General features: G+C 35.0%; 15 protein-coding genes and 3 tRNA genes. 6 read left to right on the top strand and 12 right to left on the bottom strand.

Features of this window, described 5'->3' with window-relative positions; all coding sequences use genetic code 11:
• Window positions 1–9: 9 nt before the first annotated feature.
• Entirely contained in the window at window positions 10–3,846 is a 3,837-nt protein-coding gene (gene porU, locus QLS31_RS11765) for a type IX secretion system sortase PorU (RefSeq protein ID WP_282744025.1), read from the bottom strand.
• A 220-nt stretch (window positions 3,847–4,066) separates the two neighbouring features.
• On the opposite strand from porU, the gene gldJ reads away from it, so the two are divergent.
• Window positions 4,067–5,752, top strand: a complete 1,686-nt coding sequence (gene gldJ / locus QLS31_RS11760; protein WP_282744024.1) for a gliding motility lipoprotein GldJ — start codon at window positions 4,067–4,069, stop codon at window positions 5,750–5,752.
• 63 nt (window positions 5,753–5,815) lie between these two features.
• Window positions 5,816–7,102, top strand: coding sequence for a UDP-N-acetylmuramoyl-tripeptide--D-alanyl-D-alanine ligase (gene murF, locus QLS31_RS11755; RefSeq protein WP_282744023.1), 1,287 nt, complete (start codon window positions 5,816–5,818; stop codon window positions 7,100–7,102).
• Window positions 7,103–7,384: 282 nt separating this feature from the next.
• Here the strand turns inward: murF and QLS31_RS11750 are convergent, their stop codons facing one another.
• Window positions 7,385–9,715, bottom strand: coding sequence for a glycoside hydrolase family 3 C-terminal domain-containing protein (locus tag QLS31_RS11750; protein ID WP_282744022.1), 2,331 nt, complete (start codon window positions 9,713–9,715; stop codon window positions 7,385–7,387).
• Window positions 9,716–10,040: 325 nt separating this feature from the next.
• Between QLS31_RS11750 and QLS31_RS11745 the strand changes: the two genes are divergently transcribed.
• Window positions 10,041–10,796, top strand: a complete 756-nt coding sequence (locus QLS31_RS11745) for an NUDIX domain-containing protein (protein WP_121340919.1) — start codon at window positions 10,041–10,043, stop codon at window positions 10,794–10,796.
• 236 nt (window positions 10,797–11,032) lie between these two features.
• Here the strand turns inward: QLS31_RS11745 and QLS31_RS11740 are convergent, their stop codons facing one another.
• The 7 genes from QLS31_RS11740 to QLS31_RS11710 all read right to left on the bottom strand — a co-directional run bounded on the left by QLS31_RS11740 (window position 11,033) and on the right by QLS31_RS11710 (window position 13,469).
• A complete protein-coding gene (locus QLS31_RS11740; RefSeq protein ID WP_282744021.1) occupies window positions 11,033–11,293 on the bottom strand; it encodes a GIY-YIG nuclease family protein in 261 nt (86 codons plus the stop codon).
• A gap of 49 nt (window positions 11,294–11,342) precedes the next feature.
• Window positions 11,343–11,414 (bottom strand) — tRNA-Arg (locus QLS31_RS11735).
• On the bottom strand, window positions 11,409–11,660 hold the full coding sequence (locus QLS31_RS11730) for a GIY-YIG nuclease family protein (RefSeq protein ID WP_099713525.1): 252 nt from the start codon (window positions 11,658–11,660) through the stop codon (window positions 11,409–11,411). The genes QLS31_RS11735 and QLS31_RS11730 overlap by 6 nt, the downstream gene beginning before the upstream one ends.
• Window positions 11,661–11,709: 49 nt before the next feature.
• Window positions 11,710–11,781, bottom strand: a tRNA-Arg gene (locus QLS31_RS11725).
• A complete protein-coding gene (locus tag QLS31_RS11720; RefSeq protein WP_282744019.1) occupies window positions 11,776–12,027 on the bottom strand; it encodes a GIY-YIG nuclease family protein in 252 nt (83 codons plus the stop codon). The genes QLS31_RS11725 and QLS31_RS11720 overlap by 6 nt, the downstream gene beginning before the upstream one ends.
• A 49-nt stretch (window positions 12,028–12,076) precedes the next feature.
• Window positions 12,077–12,151 (bottom strand) — tRNA-Val (locus QLS31_RS11715).
• Window positions 12,152–12,236: 85 nt separating this feature from the next.
• Window positions 12,237–13,469 (bottom strand): folylpolyglutamate synthase/dihydrofolate synthase family protein, encoded by a 1,233-nt coding sequence (locus tag QLS31_RS11710; RefSeq protein WP_282744018.1) that lies wholly within the window; start codon window positions 13,467–13,469, stop codon window positions 12,237–12,239.
• A 129-nt stretch (window positions 13,470–13,598) separates the two neighbouring features.
• Here QLS31_RS11710 and QLS31_RS11705 point away from each other — a divergent pair, with 129 nt between their 5' ends.
• On the top strand, window positions 13,599–14,294 hold the full coding sequence (locus tag QLS31_RS11705; protein ID WP_282744017.1) for a MotA/TolQ/ExbB proton channel family protein: 696 nt from the start codon (window positions 13,599–13,601) through the stop codon (window positions 14,292–14,294).
• A gap of 1 nt (window position 14,295) precedes the next feature.
• Window positions 14,296–14,691, top strand: a complete 396-nt coding sequence (locus QLS31_RS11700) for a biopolymer transporter ExbD (protein ID WP_282744016.1) — start codon at window positions 14,296–14,298, stop codon at window positions 14,689–14,691.
• 104 nt (window positions 14,692–14,795) lie between these two features.
• Here QLS31_RS11700 and QLS31_RS11695 read toward each other — a convergent pair whose 3' ends face one another.
• The 3 genes from QLS31_RS11695 to QLS31_RS11685 all read right to left on the bottom strand — a co-directional run bounded on the left by QLS31_RS11695 (window position 14,796) and on the right by QLS31_RS11685 (window position 18,254).
• On the bottom strand, window positions 14,796–15,695 hold the full coding sequence (locus QLS31_RS11695) for an energy transducer TonB (RefSeq protein ID WP_282744015.1): 900 nt from the start codon (window positions 15,693–15,695) through the stop codon (window positions 14,796–14,798).
• Between the two features lie 194 nt (window positions 15,696–15,889).
• The gene (locus tag QLS31_RS11690; RefSeq protein ID WP_282711823.1) at window positions 15,890–17,116 is read right to left on the bottom strand and encodes a Glu/Leu/Phe/Val dehydrogenase dimerization domain-containing protein; all 1,227 of its coding nucleotides are present in this window, start codon (window positions 17,114–17,116) and stop codon (window positions 15,890–15,892) included.
• A gap of 67 nt (window positions 17,117–17,183) precedes the next feature.
• Window positions 17,184–18,254: an anhydro-N-acetylmuramic acid kinase gene (locus tag QLS31_RS11685; protein WP_282744014.1), complete on the bottom strand. Its 1,071-nt coding sequence runs from the start codon at window positions 18,252–18,254 to the stop codon at window positions 17,184–17,186.
• 88 nt (window positions 18,255–18,342) lie between these two features.
• Here QLS31_RS11685 and QLS31_RS11680 point away from each other — a divergent pair, with 88 nt between their 5' ends.
• A complete protein-coding gene (locus tag QLS31_RS11680; protein ID WP_121340926.1) occupies window positions 18,343–19,482 on the top strand; it encodes an acyl-CoA dehydrogenase family protein in 1,140 nt (379 codons plus the stop codon).
• The last annotated feature ends 8 nt before the right edge of the window (window positions 19,483–19,490 follow it).

Raw genomic sequence — 19,490 nt, 5'->3', positions numbered from 1 at the left:
AGTATTTTATTAAAGTATAACAAGTTTTTCAAATTTTTCAGTTTTCTTATTTGTTAGACTTGATTTGACGGTTAGTTTGTAGACATAAACGCCTTTCCCTATTTTATCTCCAAAATCATCTTTGCCATCCCAAGTGATTTCTTTTGATAAAAATCCTTCAGTTGTGATAATTTGATTTTTTGTCCAAACCACTTTTCCTGTTATTGTCATTACTTGAACTTGAACGTCCAATGGTTCAAATGGTCTGTTGTGTGTAAACCAAAACTCAGTATAATTAACGAACGGATTTGGATAATTCAACACATGTGTCAATGTTATCGTTTCGTTACCTACAACAATAAACTGAATCTCAGCGGTTATCGGGTTGTTGTATACATCCCACGCTTTGAATGTTATAGTGTGTAATCCCGGAGCTAAATTGCGCAACGGAAACCGGAGCGTTCCACTTGTAAAATCGTCTAATGTTGTTTGATAATAATCATTCAGTACAAAGGGATTGCTTACATCTCCATCAAGAATAGCAACAATATCATGACCTATTCCGCTTGCCGTATTTATTCCGTTTTCATCTTCAAGCAGTGCAACAAGAAATGGGGATTCATTAGTTGTTCCGCCAGAAACAAAAGTCTCGTCATTCATATATAACTTAACTCTTGGACTAATATTGTCTGCGGTTGCATTTTCATTTATTCCGCCTATTTTTATTGTTGAATCGTATCCGGTTTCGTTCTGTAATAACTGATTTTTTTTGGAATAAAAACTAATCCTTCCGTTGGCTAATGGGACTCTAATGTCTCTTGGTACAACAAAACTAAATTCAAACTGACCATTAGTGACCGATGCGTTTCCTCTGAATATTGTTTCGCCTAAAACATTGAAATTAATAGGCGGACTATTACCGTCATTGTTATATGTTGTTCTTGAAACTGTTTTGTCAAAAATAGTCGTGGAAACTTCTCCGTTATAATTCGTCAACAAGTTATTGTTTTCATCTGTAACTTCTCCAGTCAGTTTCATTTTTGCCAATGATTTGAAGTCGTCAATGGTTTGGGTGACCGGAATGTCATTTACTTTAGTTAATCTAATTTTTGGCTTTGGAATAGCAAGCATCAATGCAGGATCGCCAATATAAAAAACAACATTGGTGGCTGAATTTGGATTGCTGTTTTTTGAAATTCGCAGCGCTTCAGCAATTGAAGTATATTGGTTCGAATTGTACGATAATAAATTTTTTGTCAGAGCGTCATTGAAATTTTCTGCACTGAATTGTCCAATGGATCGAATGGTAGTAATCATTGCGATTGCTCCGCCTTTAGGATTCCAATAGGTGTATTCTCCAGCGGTTGGTCTTAAAGGATTGTCAAAACGGGAAAATTCACAAGTGATGGTTATAAATAAAGGATACTTGTATTGATTGCTCAAGTTCTGTCCATCTGATTTTTCCCAAATGCGTTCGCCTGATAAACCATCTTCGCCACCGTGTCCTAAATAATTAAACACCAAAGCCCCTTTTTCGAAAGCATTGAAGAAGTCCGTTCTTGCTTTTGGATATCTGGAACCTCCTGCGGATGCTTCTTGGACATAAGAATCTAAAAGAATTTTAGTCACATTTAGAAATGGTTTTTCGGAAGCAATTGTATTTGCAAGGCTGTTTTGTCTGTTTTGTAAACTGGCATCAGATGCTATATCTGAATCATCAGAAACCAATGCGAAGTTATTTCTCCAGCTTCCGTAGGATTTCAAGTCGTGATATTCGATGACTTTATTTACCATTTCGTCAGCCTGCTTGGCATCATTCACCAGCATTCTGCCCACAGCAATATCAATTCCTCCAAAATACGAAACAACATTTCCTTCTGTAGGATCCATTAATCCAAAAAAATCATCTGATGCAAAAGAGGATTCACCCGTTGTGCTACTGTTTAAGGCGTGGTAAATGGGCACGACATTAGTGTTGTTTGTGATTCTATTTTTAAAATCATAAGAGGCATCTCCAAAAAGATTGACAAACTTTACTCTTTTCTCCGGTGCCGAAGCATTTTCATAGATGTACTTAATGCAATTTCGGATTGCTGCAACATCTTGCTTTCCAGAAGAAAATTCTTGATAGATGGACTCCAATGAAATTACTTTTACATTTAAATTGGATTGGGTGCGATGAAAAGTGGCTAATTTTTCAGCTTGTGTGGCTAAAAAATGGGGTGTGATAATCACGTAATCGATGTCTTGAAATTGACCTTGTCCGTTTTTTAATACTGTTCCTTTTAGGTTTTGATTAGTGACTTTTGATTTGGTATCTTTTAAAGGAGTGTAATAATCCGAAGCATCTAAAGCGATATATTTTCTGAGTTCTCCCAAGTTTGCTTTAAAATTTATTGTGCTCTGATTTGAGTTTTCGATTGTGGTTACATTATAAATATCGGTAACATCCCAAATTTGTGGAATATCTGTTGTGTTTGAAAGGCTGTAATTCACAATCCCAAAACTTGAATTGGATTGATCGTATTGAAAATGAAACTGTTTTCCGTAGCCTTGCAGTTTTCGCTTGGCGATAAGCCTGATGTTGTCCAGAAAACCTTTGGAACCCGGAACACCATTATTATTGTATTTCAATTTTATTTTTATGTTTTCGGCACCATTAAAGCTGGTGTTGTTTGGTAAAGAACCTAAATAAAACTCAGTTCCGGAATTATTGTTTAAAGCAGGAAAAGAAATGGTGCCAACTGCAGTTCCATTTGCAGTCACATTCAAAGTAGTTGGTGTAAATGCAGCTGAAGCGGCTGTTAATAGCACTTTTACAGGAGTTGAAGGATCAAAATTCGGGAAATTAAAATCGAATTCCTGTTCGTCTTTGACTTCAAATGATTCGCCAAACCATTGGCGACCCAATCGCGCTACATTAATAAGGTCTACCTCGTGGTATTGTTGATTGTCAAAAGAAGTGATGTTTAAAGTACTGCTTCCGGAAGGTTGAGCCATAGGAGCGATTCTTTTTCCATCGGCACCTTGAATAGTAATGTAATAATAGGATTTTGTGTCGTACAGATTAGTAAAAGTCAAGCTTTCCTGGTTCCAAGTGTCAACTCCTTCGGCATAAAAAAGTATATAATCGTCGTTGTTGAAAATTCCGTCGGCTTCTCCATTGATTTGAATTGCGTTTTCGGATAAGTCGTTTGGATAAAAAATACTGTTTGATAGCGGAAGCATTCGTCCGCCATTACCATAAATTTTTATTTTTCGCGGGTCTAATGTATTTGGGTCTAACCCTAATTGTTGTAAAAAAGTTTTAGTGATTTTATATACACCGGATTTTTCAACATAAAATTGATACCAGTTGCTTGTTGCTAAAACAGAATTGATGATGCTATTTGTGCTTGCGCTTTTACTGGATTGTGATATTCTGGTAGTATTGGCGTCTACTTCATAGGAAAAAGACTTTATGCGTTTAAAACCGAAATCGTCCTTAATTATAGGTGAAAGATTGATAAAAGCGTCTCTGATGTCTCTTGAAATGCTTACATTTAGAGATGCATTTATTGTTTTAGGAATATTTTCGGAAGCCAAATCGCCAAGTTGTGAAGTTGTGATTGTTTCGTAAGTTACATTTGTGATTGTGACTTTCCCTTCATTAAAAGAGATTGGCTCTTTTATTTTTAAGGTATAAAGCAATGCCTTTAGGGAAGCATCATAATGAAAATTATTTCCTGTAAATTGAGGGATAATGACTTTGAAATCGCCATAGGACATTTCTTTTTTATCTGTCCATTCAATGACTGCGTCACCTTTAATTTGAGCAAAAGAAACAAAAGGAATCAGGCATAAATAAGCCAAAAGTATTTTTCTCATCGTTTTTTTAACGTGATTAATAGTGAGTTATTATTTATCAGTAAAAATAAACCATTTCGTGTGATTTAAATAATAAATATTATAAATTTGCGTTTTGATATATAATTTATTGTTAAAATTACATCGGCGAAAATTATTTAAAAGTATGATGTTGATTAATGGTTAATTATTATATTGCGGCACTTAAATTATTACCTACTATTATTACCTACTAAAGAGTATGAAAGCAAACAAAATTATGGGCTTACGATTGTTGATATCAATCCTGTTAGTAATTGGTTTTTCCAGTTGCAGTAAAAAGTCCAGCTCCAAAAACACCTCAAGAGCAACCGGTTGGAATATGGACAGCAAAAAAGCAGGTTCAAGTAAAAAACAACAAGCAGGGCCAGGTTTGGTTTTTGTGGAAGGTGGTACATTTACTATGGGAAAAGTGGAGGATGATGTTATGCATGATTGGAATAATACGCCAACACAACAGCACGTTCAGTCTTTTTATATGGATGAGACTGAAGTTACAAACTCTATGTATTTAGATTACTTAGATTGGTTGAAAAGTGTTTACCCACCCACTGAAGAAAATTATAAAAACATATACGAAGGAGCCTCACCTGATACGTTAGTTTGGAGAAATAGATTGGGTTACAATGAAACGATGACCAATAATTATTTAAGACATCCCTCTTATGCAGAATATCCTGTTGTTGGAGTAAATTGGATTCAAGCAGTTGAATTCAGTAACTGGAGAACGCAACGTGTAAATGAAGCGCTTTTGGAAAAAAACGGATATCTTAAAAAGAATGCAAAGACTTTAGATGTAACGGCTGACAGTAATTTTGATACAGAAACGTATTTGAATTCACCTACTTTGGCATACGGAGGAAATGAAGAAATTGTATTAAAAGGAAAAAATGGAGGTAAAAAAGCTCCTAAAGCTGGAAAAGACGGTAAAGTTATTGAGCCTAAAAATGTTTATGCACAACGCTCTTCTGGAATACTTCTTCCTGAATACAGACTACCAACTGAAGCAGAATGGGAATATGCAGCTGCTGCCGATGTAGGACAAAGAGAATACAATATTTATAAAGGTCAGAAAAAATACCCTTGGTCAGGAGGTTATACTCGTTCAGGTAAAAGACAAAGTAAAGGAGATCAGTTAGCCAATTTCAAACAAGGTAATGGAGATTACGGTGGAATTGCAGGTTGGTCTGATGATGGTGCAGATATTACCAATGAAGTTAAAAAATACCCTGCAAATGATTTTGGATTGTATGATATGGCTGGAAATGTTGCTGAATGGGTACAAGATGTTTACAGACCTATAATCGACAATGAAGCGAATGACTTCAATTATTTTAGAGGAAATCAATACACTAAAAATAAAATAGGGGCAGACGGTAAGGTTGAAATTGTTACTAAAGAGAATATGAAATTTGATACTTTAAGTAACGGTAGAATAGTTGCCAGAAAATTCCCGGGTCAAATTGCTCAAGTTCCTGTTGATGAAAAAGAAACGTATTTGAGACAGAATTTCGACAAAAGTGATAATACTAATTACAGAGATGGTGATAAGCAATCTACAAGATATTATAACTTTGGATCTTCTGAATCTGACACCGAAAAACTAAAAGATGAGAAAATCATGTATAACTCTCCTAAACATAATGTTACTACAGATAGTTTAGGTAAAATGGTTAGAAAATATGATAAGTCAAGCAAGAGAACAACTTTAATAAATGACGAAGTTAGAGTTTATAAAGGTGGTTCTTGGAGAGATAGAGCTTATTGGTTAGATCCTGCACAAAGAAGGTATTTTCCACAAGATATGGCTACAGATTACATCGGTTTTAGATGTGCAATGTCTAGAGTAGGTCCTAAAGCCGATAAGAAAAAATCAGCTAGAAATTAAATTTTTATAAAATAAAAATAAAAGCCCTTTGATTAGGGCTTTTATTTTTTTAAATCGTTTCAAATGGATATTAGTTACATTCATAGTTTGTATTTAAAGTGTAAATCGGTATCGATAGATACCCGGAAAATTGAGTTGAATTCCTTATTTGTCGCTATAAAAGGGGAGCGTTTTGATGCGAATACATTTGCTAAAGAAGCATTGGATAAAGGTGCTTCTTATGTTATAATTGATGATGAATCTTATTTTATTGATCAAAGAACCATCTTGGTTGATGACAGTTTAATCGCCTTGCAAAATCTGGCTAAATTCCATCGTGAATATTTGAAATTACCTATAATAGCCCTTACGGGAAGTAATGGTAAAACAACAACCAAAGAACTGATTCATGTCGTTCTTTCTAAAAAATTCAATACCAAAGCTACCGTTGGAAATCTTAATAACCACATTGGCGTTCCGTTGACATTACTTTCATTTAATTCAGAAACAGAAATTGGAATTGTTGAAATGGGGGCGAACCACAAAAAAGAAATTGAATTTCTATGTGAATTAGCAAAACCGGATTATGGCTACATCACTAATTTTGGGAAAGCACATTTAGAAGGTTTTGGTGGTGTTGAAGGTGTGATTGAAGGAAAAAGCGAAATGTATCAGTACCTTTCTGTAAATGATAAACTTGCTTTTATAAATCTGGAAGATCCTATTCAAGTTGAAAAGTCAATGTCGTTAAAGGCATATTCTTTTGGCATAAATAAAACAAACGCGGATGTAAATATTATCTCAGTCAAAGCAAATCCATTTGTGGCAATAAACTATTCTGATATAACTATTTCAACGCATTTAATAGGCTTGTACAATGCCAATAACATCAATGCTGCGCTAACTATAGGAAAGTATTTTAAAATTGATGGTATAGCAATAAAAGAAGCTTTAGAAGGCTATGTCCCTGAGAATAACAGGTCGCAGTTATTGACAAAAGGAACTAACCAAATTATTCTGGACGCCTATAATGCAAACCCGAGCAGCATGGCTGTAGCTATTGAGAATTTTCTGCAGTTAGAGAGTTCAAATAAGGCAATGATTTTGGGAGACATGTTTGAGTTGGGAGCGGAAAGTGAGCAAGAACATAAGTCAATAGTTACTATGTTGTCAAAAGATAAAAATGTAAAGTGTTATTTTGTTGGGTCTGCATTTTATGAAAGTAAAATTGAAAAGGATAATTTTTGGTTTTACGATACTTTTGAAAGTTTTTCAGATGATTTGTCTGAAATTAAATTCGATAATAGTACTATTTTAATTAAAGGGTCTCGAGGAATGGCGTTAGAGCGAACCCTGGGATTTATGGATTAGTTAAGAAACAATTCAACCAAAAAAATGCCATCACGATTTATTTTGATGGCATTTTTGATTTTATTAAAAAACTCAATCGACAGTATTTCTAAGAATACTGTCGATTGAGTTCTAAAATAAAAAAAGTATTGACTCTACATCTATTGCCTAACGAACTTGTAGTTATGGTATTTAATTAGGGAAATAGACTTGATGAGAGGGAATTTAATTAGATGTGCTCTATAGACGATATCCAATTAAATTCTTTTTCAATACTTTTTTAACAACAATTAATAACAATTTTTAATTTTGGTTGACAGCCTTCAAAATACCATCCAGATTTTCTTCTGTGAATTTTCCTCCTGATAATAAAAGAAATTTATTGATTGGCATATCGGCTAACATTGCTTCTAAAAATGAAGCTGCTTTTTTCTCATCTTCCGTTTCTGGTTTTTTATTGGCACCAGTGAAACTTTGAACCAGTTGTTCGTATATCGCTTGACTGTTTGGAGATTTTTTGAATTCCTTAAATAATGATTCACGTGTCAGCACTATTTTTGCAGCTTTTGTAGATTCAATAGTGATGGTTTGTTTTAAAGGCAAATCACGAGAGGAACTTCCAATAAGGATGTCAAATTTTCCTGATTTTATTGCCCAATCATGAGATTTTGAATTAAAATAAGCAAAGTCACGTGAAGTCAATTGAAATGTAACTGTTTTTTCTTCTCCGGCTAGCAATGTTACTTTTTCAAAATGTTTCAGTTCGTTTTCAGGTCTTGCCACTTCGCTTTCTTGTTCATGAACATAAAGTTGAACAACTTCTTTACCTGCAATTTTACCTGTGTTTTTTACTTTTACTGATATGGTGATTGCATCAGAATCTTTAGCTGATGTAGTATTGGCTTTAATATCAGAATACGAAAAAGAGGTGTAACTCAAACCATAACCGAAAGGAAAGTTAGGTTCGATTTTCTTTTTGTCATAATAACGGTATCCAATAAAAATCCCTTCACCATAATTTGCATTTCCATCTTTTGATGGAAAATCCATTGCAGTTGGAGTGTCTTCCAAGCGTGCAGGAAAGGTTTCAGATAATTTTCCGGAAGGGTTTACTTTTCCAGTCAACACGTCAGCAATAGCACCGCCACCGGCTTGACCACCAAGATACGCTTCGACAATTGCAGCAACGTCGTTTTTCCATGGCATAGAAACAGCAGCGCCATTCATCAATACCACTACAATGTTTTTGTTAATTTTTGCTACTTCTGAAATCAATTTGTTGTGACCTGCAGGCAAGTCCATGTTGTTTCTGTCAAAACCTTCTGATTCATAACTGTCCGGTAAACCAGCAAAAACAATCACTAATTCTGAATTTTTTGCATTTTGAACTGCTTCAGCAATTTTAGCATCATCTGTTTCTCCGGCAGTATTATACCCTGTTGAAAAGGAAAATTGAGTTCCTTTTGCCATTTTTTGTAATTCATTCAGTGCATTTACAATTTGTGTAGGTCTCACTTGTGAGCTTCCTGCTCCTTGATAACGAGGATTTTTTGCAAAATCACCAACAATAGCTATCTTTTTTAAAGCTGATTTTAGTGGTAAAATCGCATTGTCGTTTTTCAATAAAACAATACATTCGCCACTTACTTGTCTGGCTAATTCATTGTGTTTTACTTTGTCCACAACGATTCCCTTTTTGTGGCTGTCTTTTGCTTTTAGAGTAATGGCAAGTAAATCAGTTACAATTTCATCCAATCTGGCTTCCGCCAAAGTTCCTTTTTTTACCGCTTCAACAATTTTTTTATCATTGAAACCTCCGCTTGCAGGCATTTCTAAATGCAATCCGGCACCAACTCCTAGAGCTCTTTCGTTTACTGCGCCCCAATCAGAAACTACAAAACCTTGTAAGCCCCATTTTTCTTTTAGCATTTGATTCAATAAATAGGAGTTTTCAGAAGCGTATGTTCCATTAAGTTTATTGTATGAACACATTACCGTCCAAGGTTGTGCTTCTTTTACGGCCATTTCAAAGGCTGGAAAATAGATTTCGTTCAAGGTACGTTCGTCAACATTAGAACTATTAGACATACGTTCAGCTTCCTGACTGTTTGCTGCAAAGTGCTTCATGGAAGTTCCCACACCTTGACTTTGAACTCCATTTATAAAACCGATGGCAATTTTTCCGGCTAGAACTGGATCTTCAGAAAAATATTCGAAGTTTCTTCCACCAAGAGGGGAACGCTTCATATTTACTCCTGGTCCTAATAATATTTGAACATCGTTAGCTTGAGATTCGATTCCTAAAGCTTCTCCCATTTTTTGTGCCAAAGCAGGATTCCATGAGGAAGCAAGTGCAGATGCTGTTGGGAAACACGTAGAAGGAACGCTGTTGGTAAAGTCAAAACCTTCCGCTTTACGTAAACCATGTGGACCGTCAGTCATAAAAATAGAAGGAATTCCTAGTCTGGTTATGGCTTTTGTGGACCAAGCTGTTTCACCGGAACACAAAGAAGCTTTTTCTTCTAAGGTCATTTGAGAAACTAATTTTTTTGCCTTAGCGCGATAATCTACTGCTTGGGCATACGATTGTGAAGACAATACAAGTCCAATAAGTAGTAAAATGATTTTTTTCATAGTCTTTAATTTGGTTGTTTTTTGGTAACTATTTTAAATAATAATCTTATGTGTTATTTTGACGCAATGTACATCTTTTTTTGATTCACAATGCATTCACTATAAAATTTCACAATTTTTTTTGTAAATGATTTTTTTTTACTATTTTTTTGTGTAAATATGTTTTCTTGTTGATTGGATTTGTTTCTTTGCCGAAATATTTTTTTGGTTTAAACCAAACAGCAAGAATGACGAGTTTTCAAAATTGGACGCACTTTTATTTTCTTAAAAAAAATAAACTAAATTGCGTCTTTCAAAGGGTATATTAATTACTAGAATAAATCACATGTTAAAAACCATTTTAGATAACAAGGAAGAATATCAGCCGGGTTTATCAATAGATTGTGTGATTTTCGGATTTCATGACAATCAACTCAAAGTGTTATTGATAAAAACAAAGTACAGTGATAAATGGGCTTTGCCTGGCGGTTTTGTACCTGTAAATGAAGATATTGATGAGGCTGCTGTAACTGTGTTACATGGCAGAACAGGATTGAAAGGAATTTTTCTGAGGCAGTTTTCTACCTTCGGAGCTGCTAGAAGGTGTAGTGTTGATGTTAGTAATGCTGTTCTGGATTTTTACGGAATCCCTTTAGACGAAGGAAAATGGTATGCTAGTCGTTTTGTAACGGTTGGGTATTATGCCTTAGTCGATTTTTTACAAACGGTTCCGCAGCCTGAAGGCAAAAATGAAATTGTGGAGTGGATTGACCATAATGCGGTACCGGAATTGATTTTGGATCACAGACAAATTCTGGACACAGCATTGGAAACCCTTCGCATGGAATTGAATTTGATGCCGGTAGGATATAATTTACTTCCCGAAAAATTTACTATTCCGGAATTACAAAAATTATATGAAACCATATTGGGACGAAAACTCGACCGTAGAAATTTTCTGCGAAAGATTATGGCAATCGGAATCTTGACAAAGTTGGACGAGAAGAAGAGTAATGTAGCGCACAAAGCTCCAAATTTATATAGTTTCGATAAAGAAAAATACGAAGAAGTCGTTAAGAACGGATTGACGCAGGGTTGGTAATCTGAAAAAGAAACATAAAAAACTCCATTAGAAATAATGGAGTTTTTTGTGTATTGCTATTTTTTTGTTGAGGTTATCTAATCTTTTTGTATGACCTCCAACTTTTGAGCTTGATCCTATTACAGGAGGGGAAAATATTTGACATAAAAAAACTCCATTATTTCTAATGGAGTTTTTTGTGGGCGATGAGGGGTTCGAACCCCCGACCACTTCCGATAGAATCGGAATGCTCTGAGCTAGTTCAACCAATCTTTTTTTGAAATTAGTTTCTGAATTTTAATCCTGCTTTTCCAAGATTTGATTTGTAATTCTCTTTGTTGAGCTAATTCTTTTGTTTCGTGTTTTTCGATATAAACAACTTTCCAATCATTTACGTTGCCGGTAAAACCTTTGCTTTTTTGATTGTGTCGAATAATACGTTCTTCTAAATTAGAAGTGAAACCAATATAATATCTATTTTTAATTCCGCTAAAAAGGATGTAGGTAATGTGTTCCATAAACTATTAGACATAAAAAAAACTCCATTATTTCTAATGGAGTTTTTTGTGGGCGATGAGGGGTTCGAACCCCCGACCACTTCCGATAGAATCGGAATGCTCTGAACCAGCTGAACTAATCTTTTTTTGAAATTAGTTCCTGAATTTTAATCCTGCTTTTCCAAGATTTGATTTGTAATTCTCTTTGTTGAGCTAATTCTTTTGTTTCGTGTTTTTCGATATAAACAACTTTCCAATCATTTACGTTGCCGGTAAAACCTTTGCTTTTTTGATTGTGTCGAATAATACGTTCTTCTAAATTAGAAGTGAAACCAATATAATATCTATTTTTAATTCCGCTAAAAAGGATGTAGGTAATGTGTTCCATAAACTATTAGACATAAAAAAAACTCCATTATTTCTAATGGAGTTTCTTGTGGGCGATGAGGGGTTCGAACCCCCGACCACTTCCGATAGAATCGGAATGCTTTGAACCAGCTGAACTAATCTTTTTTTGAAATTAGTTCCTGAATTTTAATCCTGCTTTTCCAAGATTTGATTTGTAATTCTCTTTGTTGAGCTAATTCTTTTGTTTCGTATTTTTCGATATAAACAACTTTCCAATCATTTACGTTGCCGGTAAAACCTTTGCTTTTTTGATTGTGTCGAATAATACGTTCTTCTAAATTAGAAGTGAAACCAATATAATATCTATTTTTAATTCCGCTAAAAAGGATGTAGGTAATGTGTTCCATAAACTATTAGACATAAAAAAAACTCCATTATTTCTAATGGAGTTTCTTGTGGGCGATGAGGGGTTCGAACCCCCGACCCCCTCGGTGTAAACGAGGTGCTCTGAACCAGCTGAGCTAATCGCCCTAAACAATTTGGTTACTTTCGTTTCCGTTATTGCGTGTGCAAATATACGCCACTTTTCTAGATTTGCAAGTAAAAACCAAAAAAATTATAAAATTTCTGCTACTACAAAGGTGCTTCCGCCAATGTATATAAAATCAGATTTTGCTGCGTTTTCAATTGCTCTTTTATAAGCTTCTGAAACAGAATTATATACTTCGCCTTTCAGTTCGAAAGTTGCTGCTTTTTGTTTTAAAATTAGAACATCCAGCCCGCGAGGAATATTAGGTTTACAGAAATAATAGATTGCTTTTTTAGGGAATAATGGTAAGATTTCATCTAAATCTTTGTCATTTACAACTCCCAAAACAATATGTAAAGTATCAAAATCTTCTTTTTGTATTTGATTTAATACAATTTCCAGTCCGTTTTTATTGTGTGCCGTGTCGCAAATAACTTTTGGAAACTGATTCAATTGTTGCCATCTTCCCTGAAGTCCGGTGTTTTTTACCACGTTCAACAAACCAAATTTTGTATTTTCGGGAGTGATTTTAAATTCGCTCTGACTTTTTAAAACAGTGATGGTTTGTAAAACTGTCTTTTTATTATGAATTTGATAATCGCCAATTAAATCAGAAGGATAGGTTTCTGAAATTAAATCAGCAGCAAAATAAATTTCCGAATTGCATTCTTTGGCTTTAGCCAAAAAAACAGGTTTGGTTTCAGGAGTGTATTCTCCTATTATTACAGGAATGTTGGGTTTGATAATTCCTGCTTTTTCGAAAGCGACAGCTTCTAATGTATTTCCTAAAAATTGTGTGTGATCCAATCCTATATTGGTAATCACCGAAACTAATGGAGTGATGATATTGGTAGCATCTAATCTTCCGCCCATTCCCACTTCAATAACGGCGATGTCTACTTTTTCTTTGGCAAAATAATCGAAGGCTAATCCAACGGTCATTTCGAAAAAACTCATGTCATTGGATTCAAAAAAACTTTTGTGCTCATTGATAAAATCAGTGACAAATTCTTCAGATATATCTCCCGAAACTTCGGGACTATTTATTTTTATGCGTTCCCGGAAATCCTTTAAATGTGGTGAAGTGTACAATCCAACTTTATAACCAGCCTCATGAAGTATGGATGCCAACATGTGTGATGTCGAGCCTTTTCCGTTGGTTCCCGCAACATGAATGCACTTTAGTTTTTCTTGTGGATTATGAAGATGAGCTATGAGTAAATGCGTGTTGGTTAAATCTTTTTTATAGGCCGAAGCGCCCTGAAGTTGGTACATCGGGAGTTGATTAAACATCCAATTTATGGTTTCCTGATAGTTCATTTTTGTAATAAAATAGTAGTTGTTTAAAATATTTTTCGATTTTTTTAGTTTAATAGTACATCGAAAAGTATCTTTAGTGCAAAATTGAAATAATTTTTAGAATTAATGATTAAAATACAATAATATTATATGTTTAGTTTTATACAATTACAGGCCGACACCATTACCAACGCTGCTTCAAACGTAGTTATCGAAAAAATTGCTCCAAATACCGAAATATCCACTTTGGGATTCCTTTTAAAAGGTGGTGTGTGGCTTATCCCAATCGGGATTCTATTATTTTACACTTTCTATCTGATTATTGAACGCTATTTGTACATCAGTAAAGCATCAAAAATTGATGCACTTTTGATGCGCGATGTTCGGGATAACCTAAATTCAGGAAATCTTGATTTGGCTCGATCCATTGCAGAAAGAAATAATACCGCATCGGGTAATATTGTAAAAGAAGGTATTCTGGTTATTGGGAGACCTATTATTGAGATTGAATCCAATATGGGTCGTGCTGCAGACATCGAAATAGGAGGAATGGAAAAGCACTTAGGTCATTTGGGACTTATTGCCGGTATTGCACCTACATTAGGATTTATTGGAACTATTTCTGGAGTTATTAAAATATTTTACAGTATTTCGGTAACTGAAAACATTAGTATTGGTAATATTTCTGGAGGATTGTACGAGAAAATGATCAGTAGTGGTGCTGGATTAATTGTAGGTATTATTGCGTATAGCGGATACCATTTATTAAACGGTAAGATTGATAATTTTGCTTTAAAAATTCAAAAACAAATATTAGAATTTGTAAATATTATTCAAAGATCATAATATGTCTATAAAAAGAAAAAGAAGATTTCATGCCGAGGTCGCGACTTCTTCATTAAGTGATATTATGTTTTTTCTGTTGTTGTTTTTCTTGATTATATCAACATTGGCGAATCCTAATGTTATCAAGATGACGTTGCCAAAAGCACAATCTAACGAGAAAACAAACAAGCAATACATTAGTTTATCTGTCACAGAAGATAAAAAATTCTACATCGACAAACAGCCTGTTTCATTTGAAGAACTGGAAATGACTTTGATGTCTAAAATGGATGCGACAAAGGACCAGACGGTTGTCGTGAGAATTCCATTCAATTTACAAGTACAAGACTTAGTTGACGTACTGCAAATAGGAGTGAAGAACAATCTGAAGTTTGTGATTGCCACCAGTCCTAAGTGATTTTATTAAGCGTTTTACAAAGCAATCGCATTAGTTAAGCTGATTTTAAAATAAAAAAAATGCCTCGATATTTCGAGGCATTTTTTATGTAGCTTTATATGATTTTAATTCAAATTGAAATTGTAAACAATCTTACCGACTTGTTTTTCCGGAGCATCGCTGCTGGCGTCCCATCTCGTGTTCATCGCAGCAATTCGGGCTTGATCTAATAAACATTTTGCGGTATTCGTAGTTCCTTTTACACCGACAACTGCATTTACAGTCCTTCCAGTTCTGTCAACAGAAACTTCTACGACTACTTTTCCTTGTTCATTACAGGTATATTTTGGTGCAGGTTTAGATAATGCTTTTCGGTTTCCTAAGGAGTATCCAACTCCGCCGCCAGAACCACTTCCGGTTCCTCCTCCACTTCCGGAGCCATAGCCACTGCCAGTTCCTATTCCGGTTCCAGTACCATTTCCTCCGCCTGTTCCTCCACCGGAACCACCCGTTCCATAATAACCATTAGAACTCAAGCTTCCGTTGGCTTTTCCTTTGTTTCCGGCTGCTTTGTCATCGCCATCGCCACCTTTATTAGAACCTTTTAGAATGCTGGATAAAGCATCATTTGTATTGTTAGAAACTTTAGGTTTTACAACCACTGGTTTTGTTTCTTCTTTTACAACGACTATTGGTTTTTTAGTTTTTTCTTTCGTCGGAATGACAGCAGTTTCCTCGGTGTTGTTTTCCTGAGATAAAATAGCTTCGTCAGGAGTTGATTTTGCAGGCGTTTGTCTGGTTTGATTTTTTACTTCCAAAACTTCGCTTTTATAATTTGCACCAGAACCTAAATCGCTGTCGCCAAAATTTACTGTAACGCCACCGCCACCACCGCCACCAGCAAGTTCATCCATGTTTGCGGGAGGCCAAAAGCGGATGAAAAATAAAATTAACAACATTGTCGCATACAAAAGAATGGATAGTGCTAACGATTTCTTTTGATCTGATGAAATGGTGGAACTCATTTGTATTTTAAATTTTAAAAAGTGTATTACTAAAAAACGTTGAAAAGTACTAAAAATTGTCAAGAGTAAAAAGCGACTGCCAGAATATAAATAATATTGCTTTCGCTTATAACTAGAAATAAGAAAAGGGATTAAATAGATTTTAAAATCTGCTTAATCCCAGTTCCGATAAATAGTAAAAAAAATATTTTATTTTAAGTAAGCTGCTTCAATGCGATTTCAAAAGCAGTTGCACTAATATTTGTTTTACTTGGATTCAAAGCATGCGCTTTTTCAATTGCTTTTTTGATGATTTCCGAAGTATCTTGGAAGATTGCTTCATCCGTCATTTGTACTTTCTTTTCCATGAAGTAAGCAAAAACACGAGCCATACCACAATTAGAAATAAAGTCAGGAATTAAACTCACTTTATGATCTACATCTTCCATAATTGGACCAAAAAAGATTGCTGTGTCGGCAAAAGGAACATTTGCACCACATGAAATTACTTCAAGACCGTTCGCAATCAAGCTGTCAATTTGAGATTGAGTTACTAGTCTGGAAGCGGCACATGGAGTGAATATTTCAGCACCAATTGTCCATATTTTTTGATTGATTTCTTCAAAAGGAATCATGTTTTCGGCAACCAGTTTGTTTCCGTCTTTTGCAAGAAATAAAGCTCTTATTTCTTCGAAAGAGAATCCTTCTTCGTTGATTAATCCGCCATCTCTATCGATAATACCAATTACTTTAGCACCCATTTCGGCTAAGTAAAAAGCGGCAGCAGAACCTACATTTCCAAAACCTTGTACGATTGCTTTCTTCCCTTTTACATCTCCACCATAAATTGTATAGTAATTACGAACGGCTTCGGCAACGCCATAACCGGTAATCATATCGGCAATAGTATATTTTCTGGAAACATCTGGTGAGAATTTTGGATTTTCAATCACTTTCACCACACCTTGACGCAATTGTCCAATTCTGTTGATTTTGTCTGCTTCGGTCGGCTTGAAATGACCGTTAAAAACACCTTCTTGCGGATGCCAAACACCACACTCTTCCGTCATTGGGATTACTTCGTGAATTTCATCTACGTTCAAATCACCACCGGTACCGTAGTAACTTTTCAATAATGGAGAAACGGCTTTATACCAACGTTGTAAAACGCCTTTTTTTCTTGGATCGTTCGGATCAAAATTAATTCCAGATTTTGCTCCGCCAATAGCAGGTCCAGAAACTGAAAATTTCACCTCCATGGTTTTTGCCAAAGACAAAACTTCATTCATATCCAACCCTTTTCTCATACGAGTTCCACCACCGGCAGCACCACCACGTAGTGAATTGATGACTGTCCATCCTTCGGCTTCTGTTTCAGCATCTTTCCAATGGAAAACTATTTCAGGTTCTTTATTTTCGAATTTCTTTAATAAATCTTTCATTTGTTGCGATATGTTTAATTTTGGCAAATATAAAAAATAGAATAATGTGAAATATGTATTTTTAATTTTATTTTGGAGAATAAATCATTCCAGAGCTATGATCTGTTTTTGCACCTGTAACGCTGCTTAAAACATTGATTTCTCCGCGTAATTTTAAAATACCAAGTAATGCAAAAATCAAGGCTTCTTTGAATTCCAATATTTTAGCTGACGGAATAATGAGTTTTATTTTAGGTAAATGGTGATGAATTCTCTCGATGAGAAAATCATTGTAAGCACCGCCACCAGTTATGAAAAGGTTTCCGTTTTTATTAGGCAAAGCCAAAGCAATTTGCAACGCCACATGTTCGGTAAAAGTGTGTAACTTGTCTTCAATGGGAATAGAATATTTTTCGATAATAGGTAAAACAGTCTCTTTTACAAATTCGAAGCCCAATGATTTAGGATGTTTCTTTTGGTAGAAATCCAACGTATTTAGTTCATTTAATAAATCTTTATTACAAATTCCGGTTCTTGAAATACTGCCTTTATCATCATAATCGAATCCTAGTTGGCTGGCGTAAAAATTAAAAACGGTGTTTACAGGTGAAATGTCAAAGGCGATTCGCTCTTTGTTTTTTTCGAAAGATACATTCGAAAAACCGCCTAAATTCATGCAATAATCGTATTCAGAAAATAAAATCCGGTCGCCAATAGGAACCAAAGGCGCGCCTTGTCCGCCAAGTTGCACATCCTGAACCCTAAAATCACAAACTACGGTTTGATTAATTACAGACGCGATTTCAGGCAAATTACCAATTTGAAGTGTGAATTCGTTTTGGGGCTGATGCAGAATAGTATGGCCATGGGAACAAACGGCATCGAGATTTTTTATGTCGTATTTTTCGATAAAACTTAAAATAATCGAAGCAAGATGTTGCGTGTAATCTTGGTTTAATTTTTCGAGAGCAACTTCAGAAAAATCGACAGCTATTTTCAATTTGTTTAACCAATCAATGCTATACGAAACGGTTTCAGATTCCAGGATTTGAAAGTCCCATTTGTTGTTTTTGACAGTAAAGACAATATGCGCCAAATCGACTCCGTCCAGTGAGGTTCCGGACATAACACCTATAATAGTATACTTTTCTTTAAACATTGGCTAAATTTACGAAATCGTTTGAAATTTGATATTTAATAATTACTTTTGACGACAAATTTAAGAACATTTAATTTACAATAAAAATATGGATTTTAATCTAACCGAAGAGCATTTAATGATTCAACAAGCCGCTAAAGATTTTGCTGTAGCAGAATTATTACCTGGTGTTATTGAACGTGATGAACATTCAAAATTTCCTACTGAGCAAGTGAAAATGATGGCCGATTTAGGTTTTATGGGAATGATGGTCGATCCTAAATACGGTGGGTCTGGTTTAGACAGTATTTCGTATGTTTTGGCAATGACAGAAATCGCAAAAGTAGATGCTTCAGCAGCTGTAATCATGTCAGTTAATAATTCTTTAGTTTGCGCTGGTCTTGAAAAATATTGCAACGAAGAGCAAAAAATGAAATATTTGGTTCCGCTTGCAAAAGGGGAAGTTATTGGAGCTTTTTGTCTATCAGAGCCTGAAGCTGGAAGTGATGCGACTTCGCAAAAAACGACTGCGATAGATAAAGGAGATTATTACTTATTAAATGGTACTAAAAACTGGATTACTAACGGGTCAACTGCATCAACATATTTAGTTATTGCTCAAACGGATATTGAAAAAGGACACAAAGGAATCAATGCTTTTATTGTTGAAAAAGGTTGGGCTGGATTTGATATTGGACCAAAAGAAAAGAAAATGGGAATTCGCGGAAGTGATACGCATTCATTAATGTTTTCGGATGTAAAAGTTCCTAAAGAAAATAGAATTGGTGTTGACGGATTTGGATTTGCTTTTGCAATGAATGTCTTAAATGGCGGAAGAATAGGGATTGCATCTCAAGCGTTAGGAATTGCAACTGGAGCGTACGAAATTGCTTTAAAATATTCTCACGAGAGAAAAGCATTTGGAAAAGAAATTTTCAATCATCAGGCTATTGCTTTCAAACTGGCTGATATGTATGTAAAAGTAACTGCTGCTAAATTATTGGTTATGAAAGCGGCTTGTGAAAAAGATGAAGGTAAAGATATCGCACATTCTGGTGCTATGGCAAAGTTATACGCGTCAGAAATAGCTTTAGAAGTAGCAAATGAAGCGGTTCAAATTCATGGAGGAAACGGTTATGTTGCTGAATATCATGTGGAACGTATGATGCGTGACTCTAAAATTACTCAAATTTATGAAGGAACTTCTGAAATACAACGAATTGTAATTTCAAGAGGATTAGTTTCTTAAAGGATGTA

This window comes from Flavobacterium sp. XS2P24 (assembly GCF_030010285.1).
In the GTDB taxonomy this organism is placed as follows: Bacteria; Bacteroidota; Bacteroidia; order Flavobacteriales; family Flavobacteriaceae; genus Flavobacterium; species Flavobacterium algoritolerans.
This window is presented reverse-complemented; position numbering and strand designations above follow the sequence as displayed.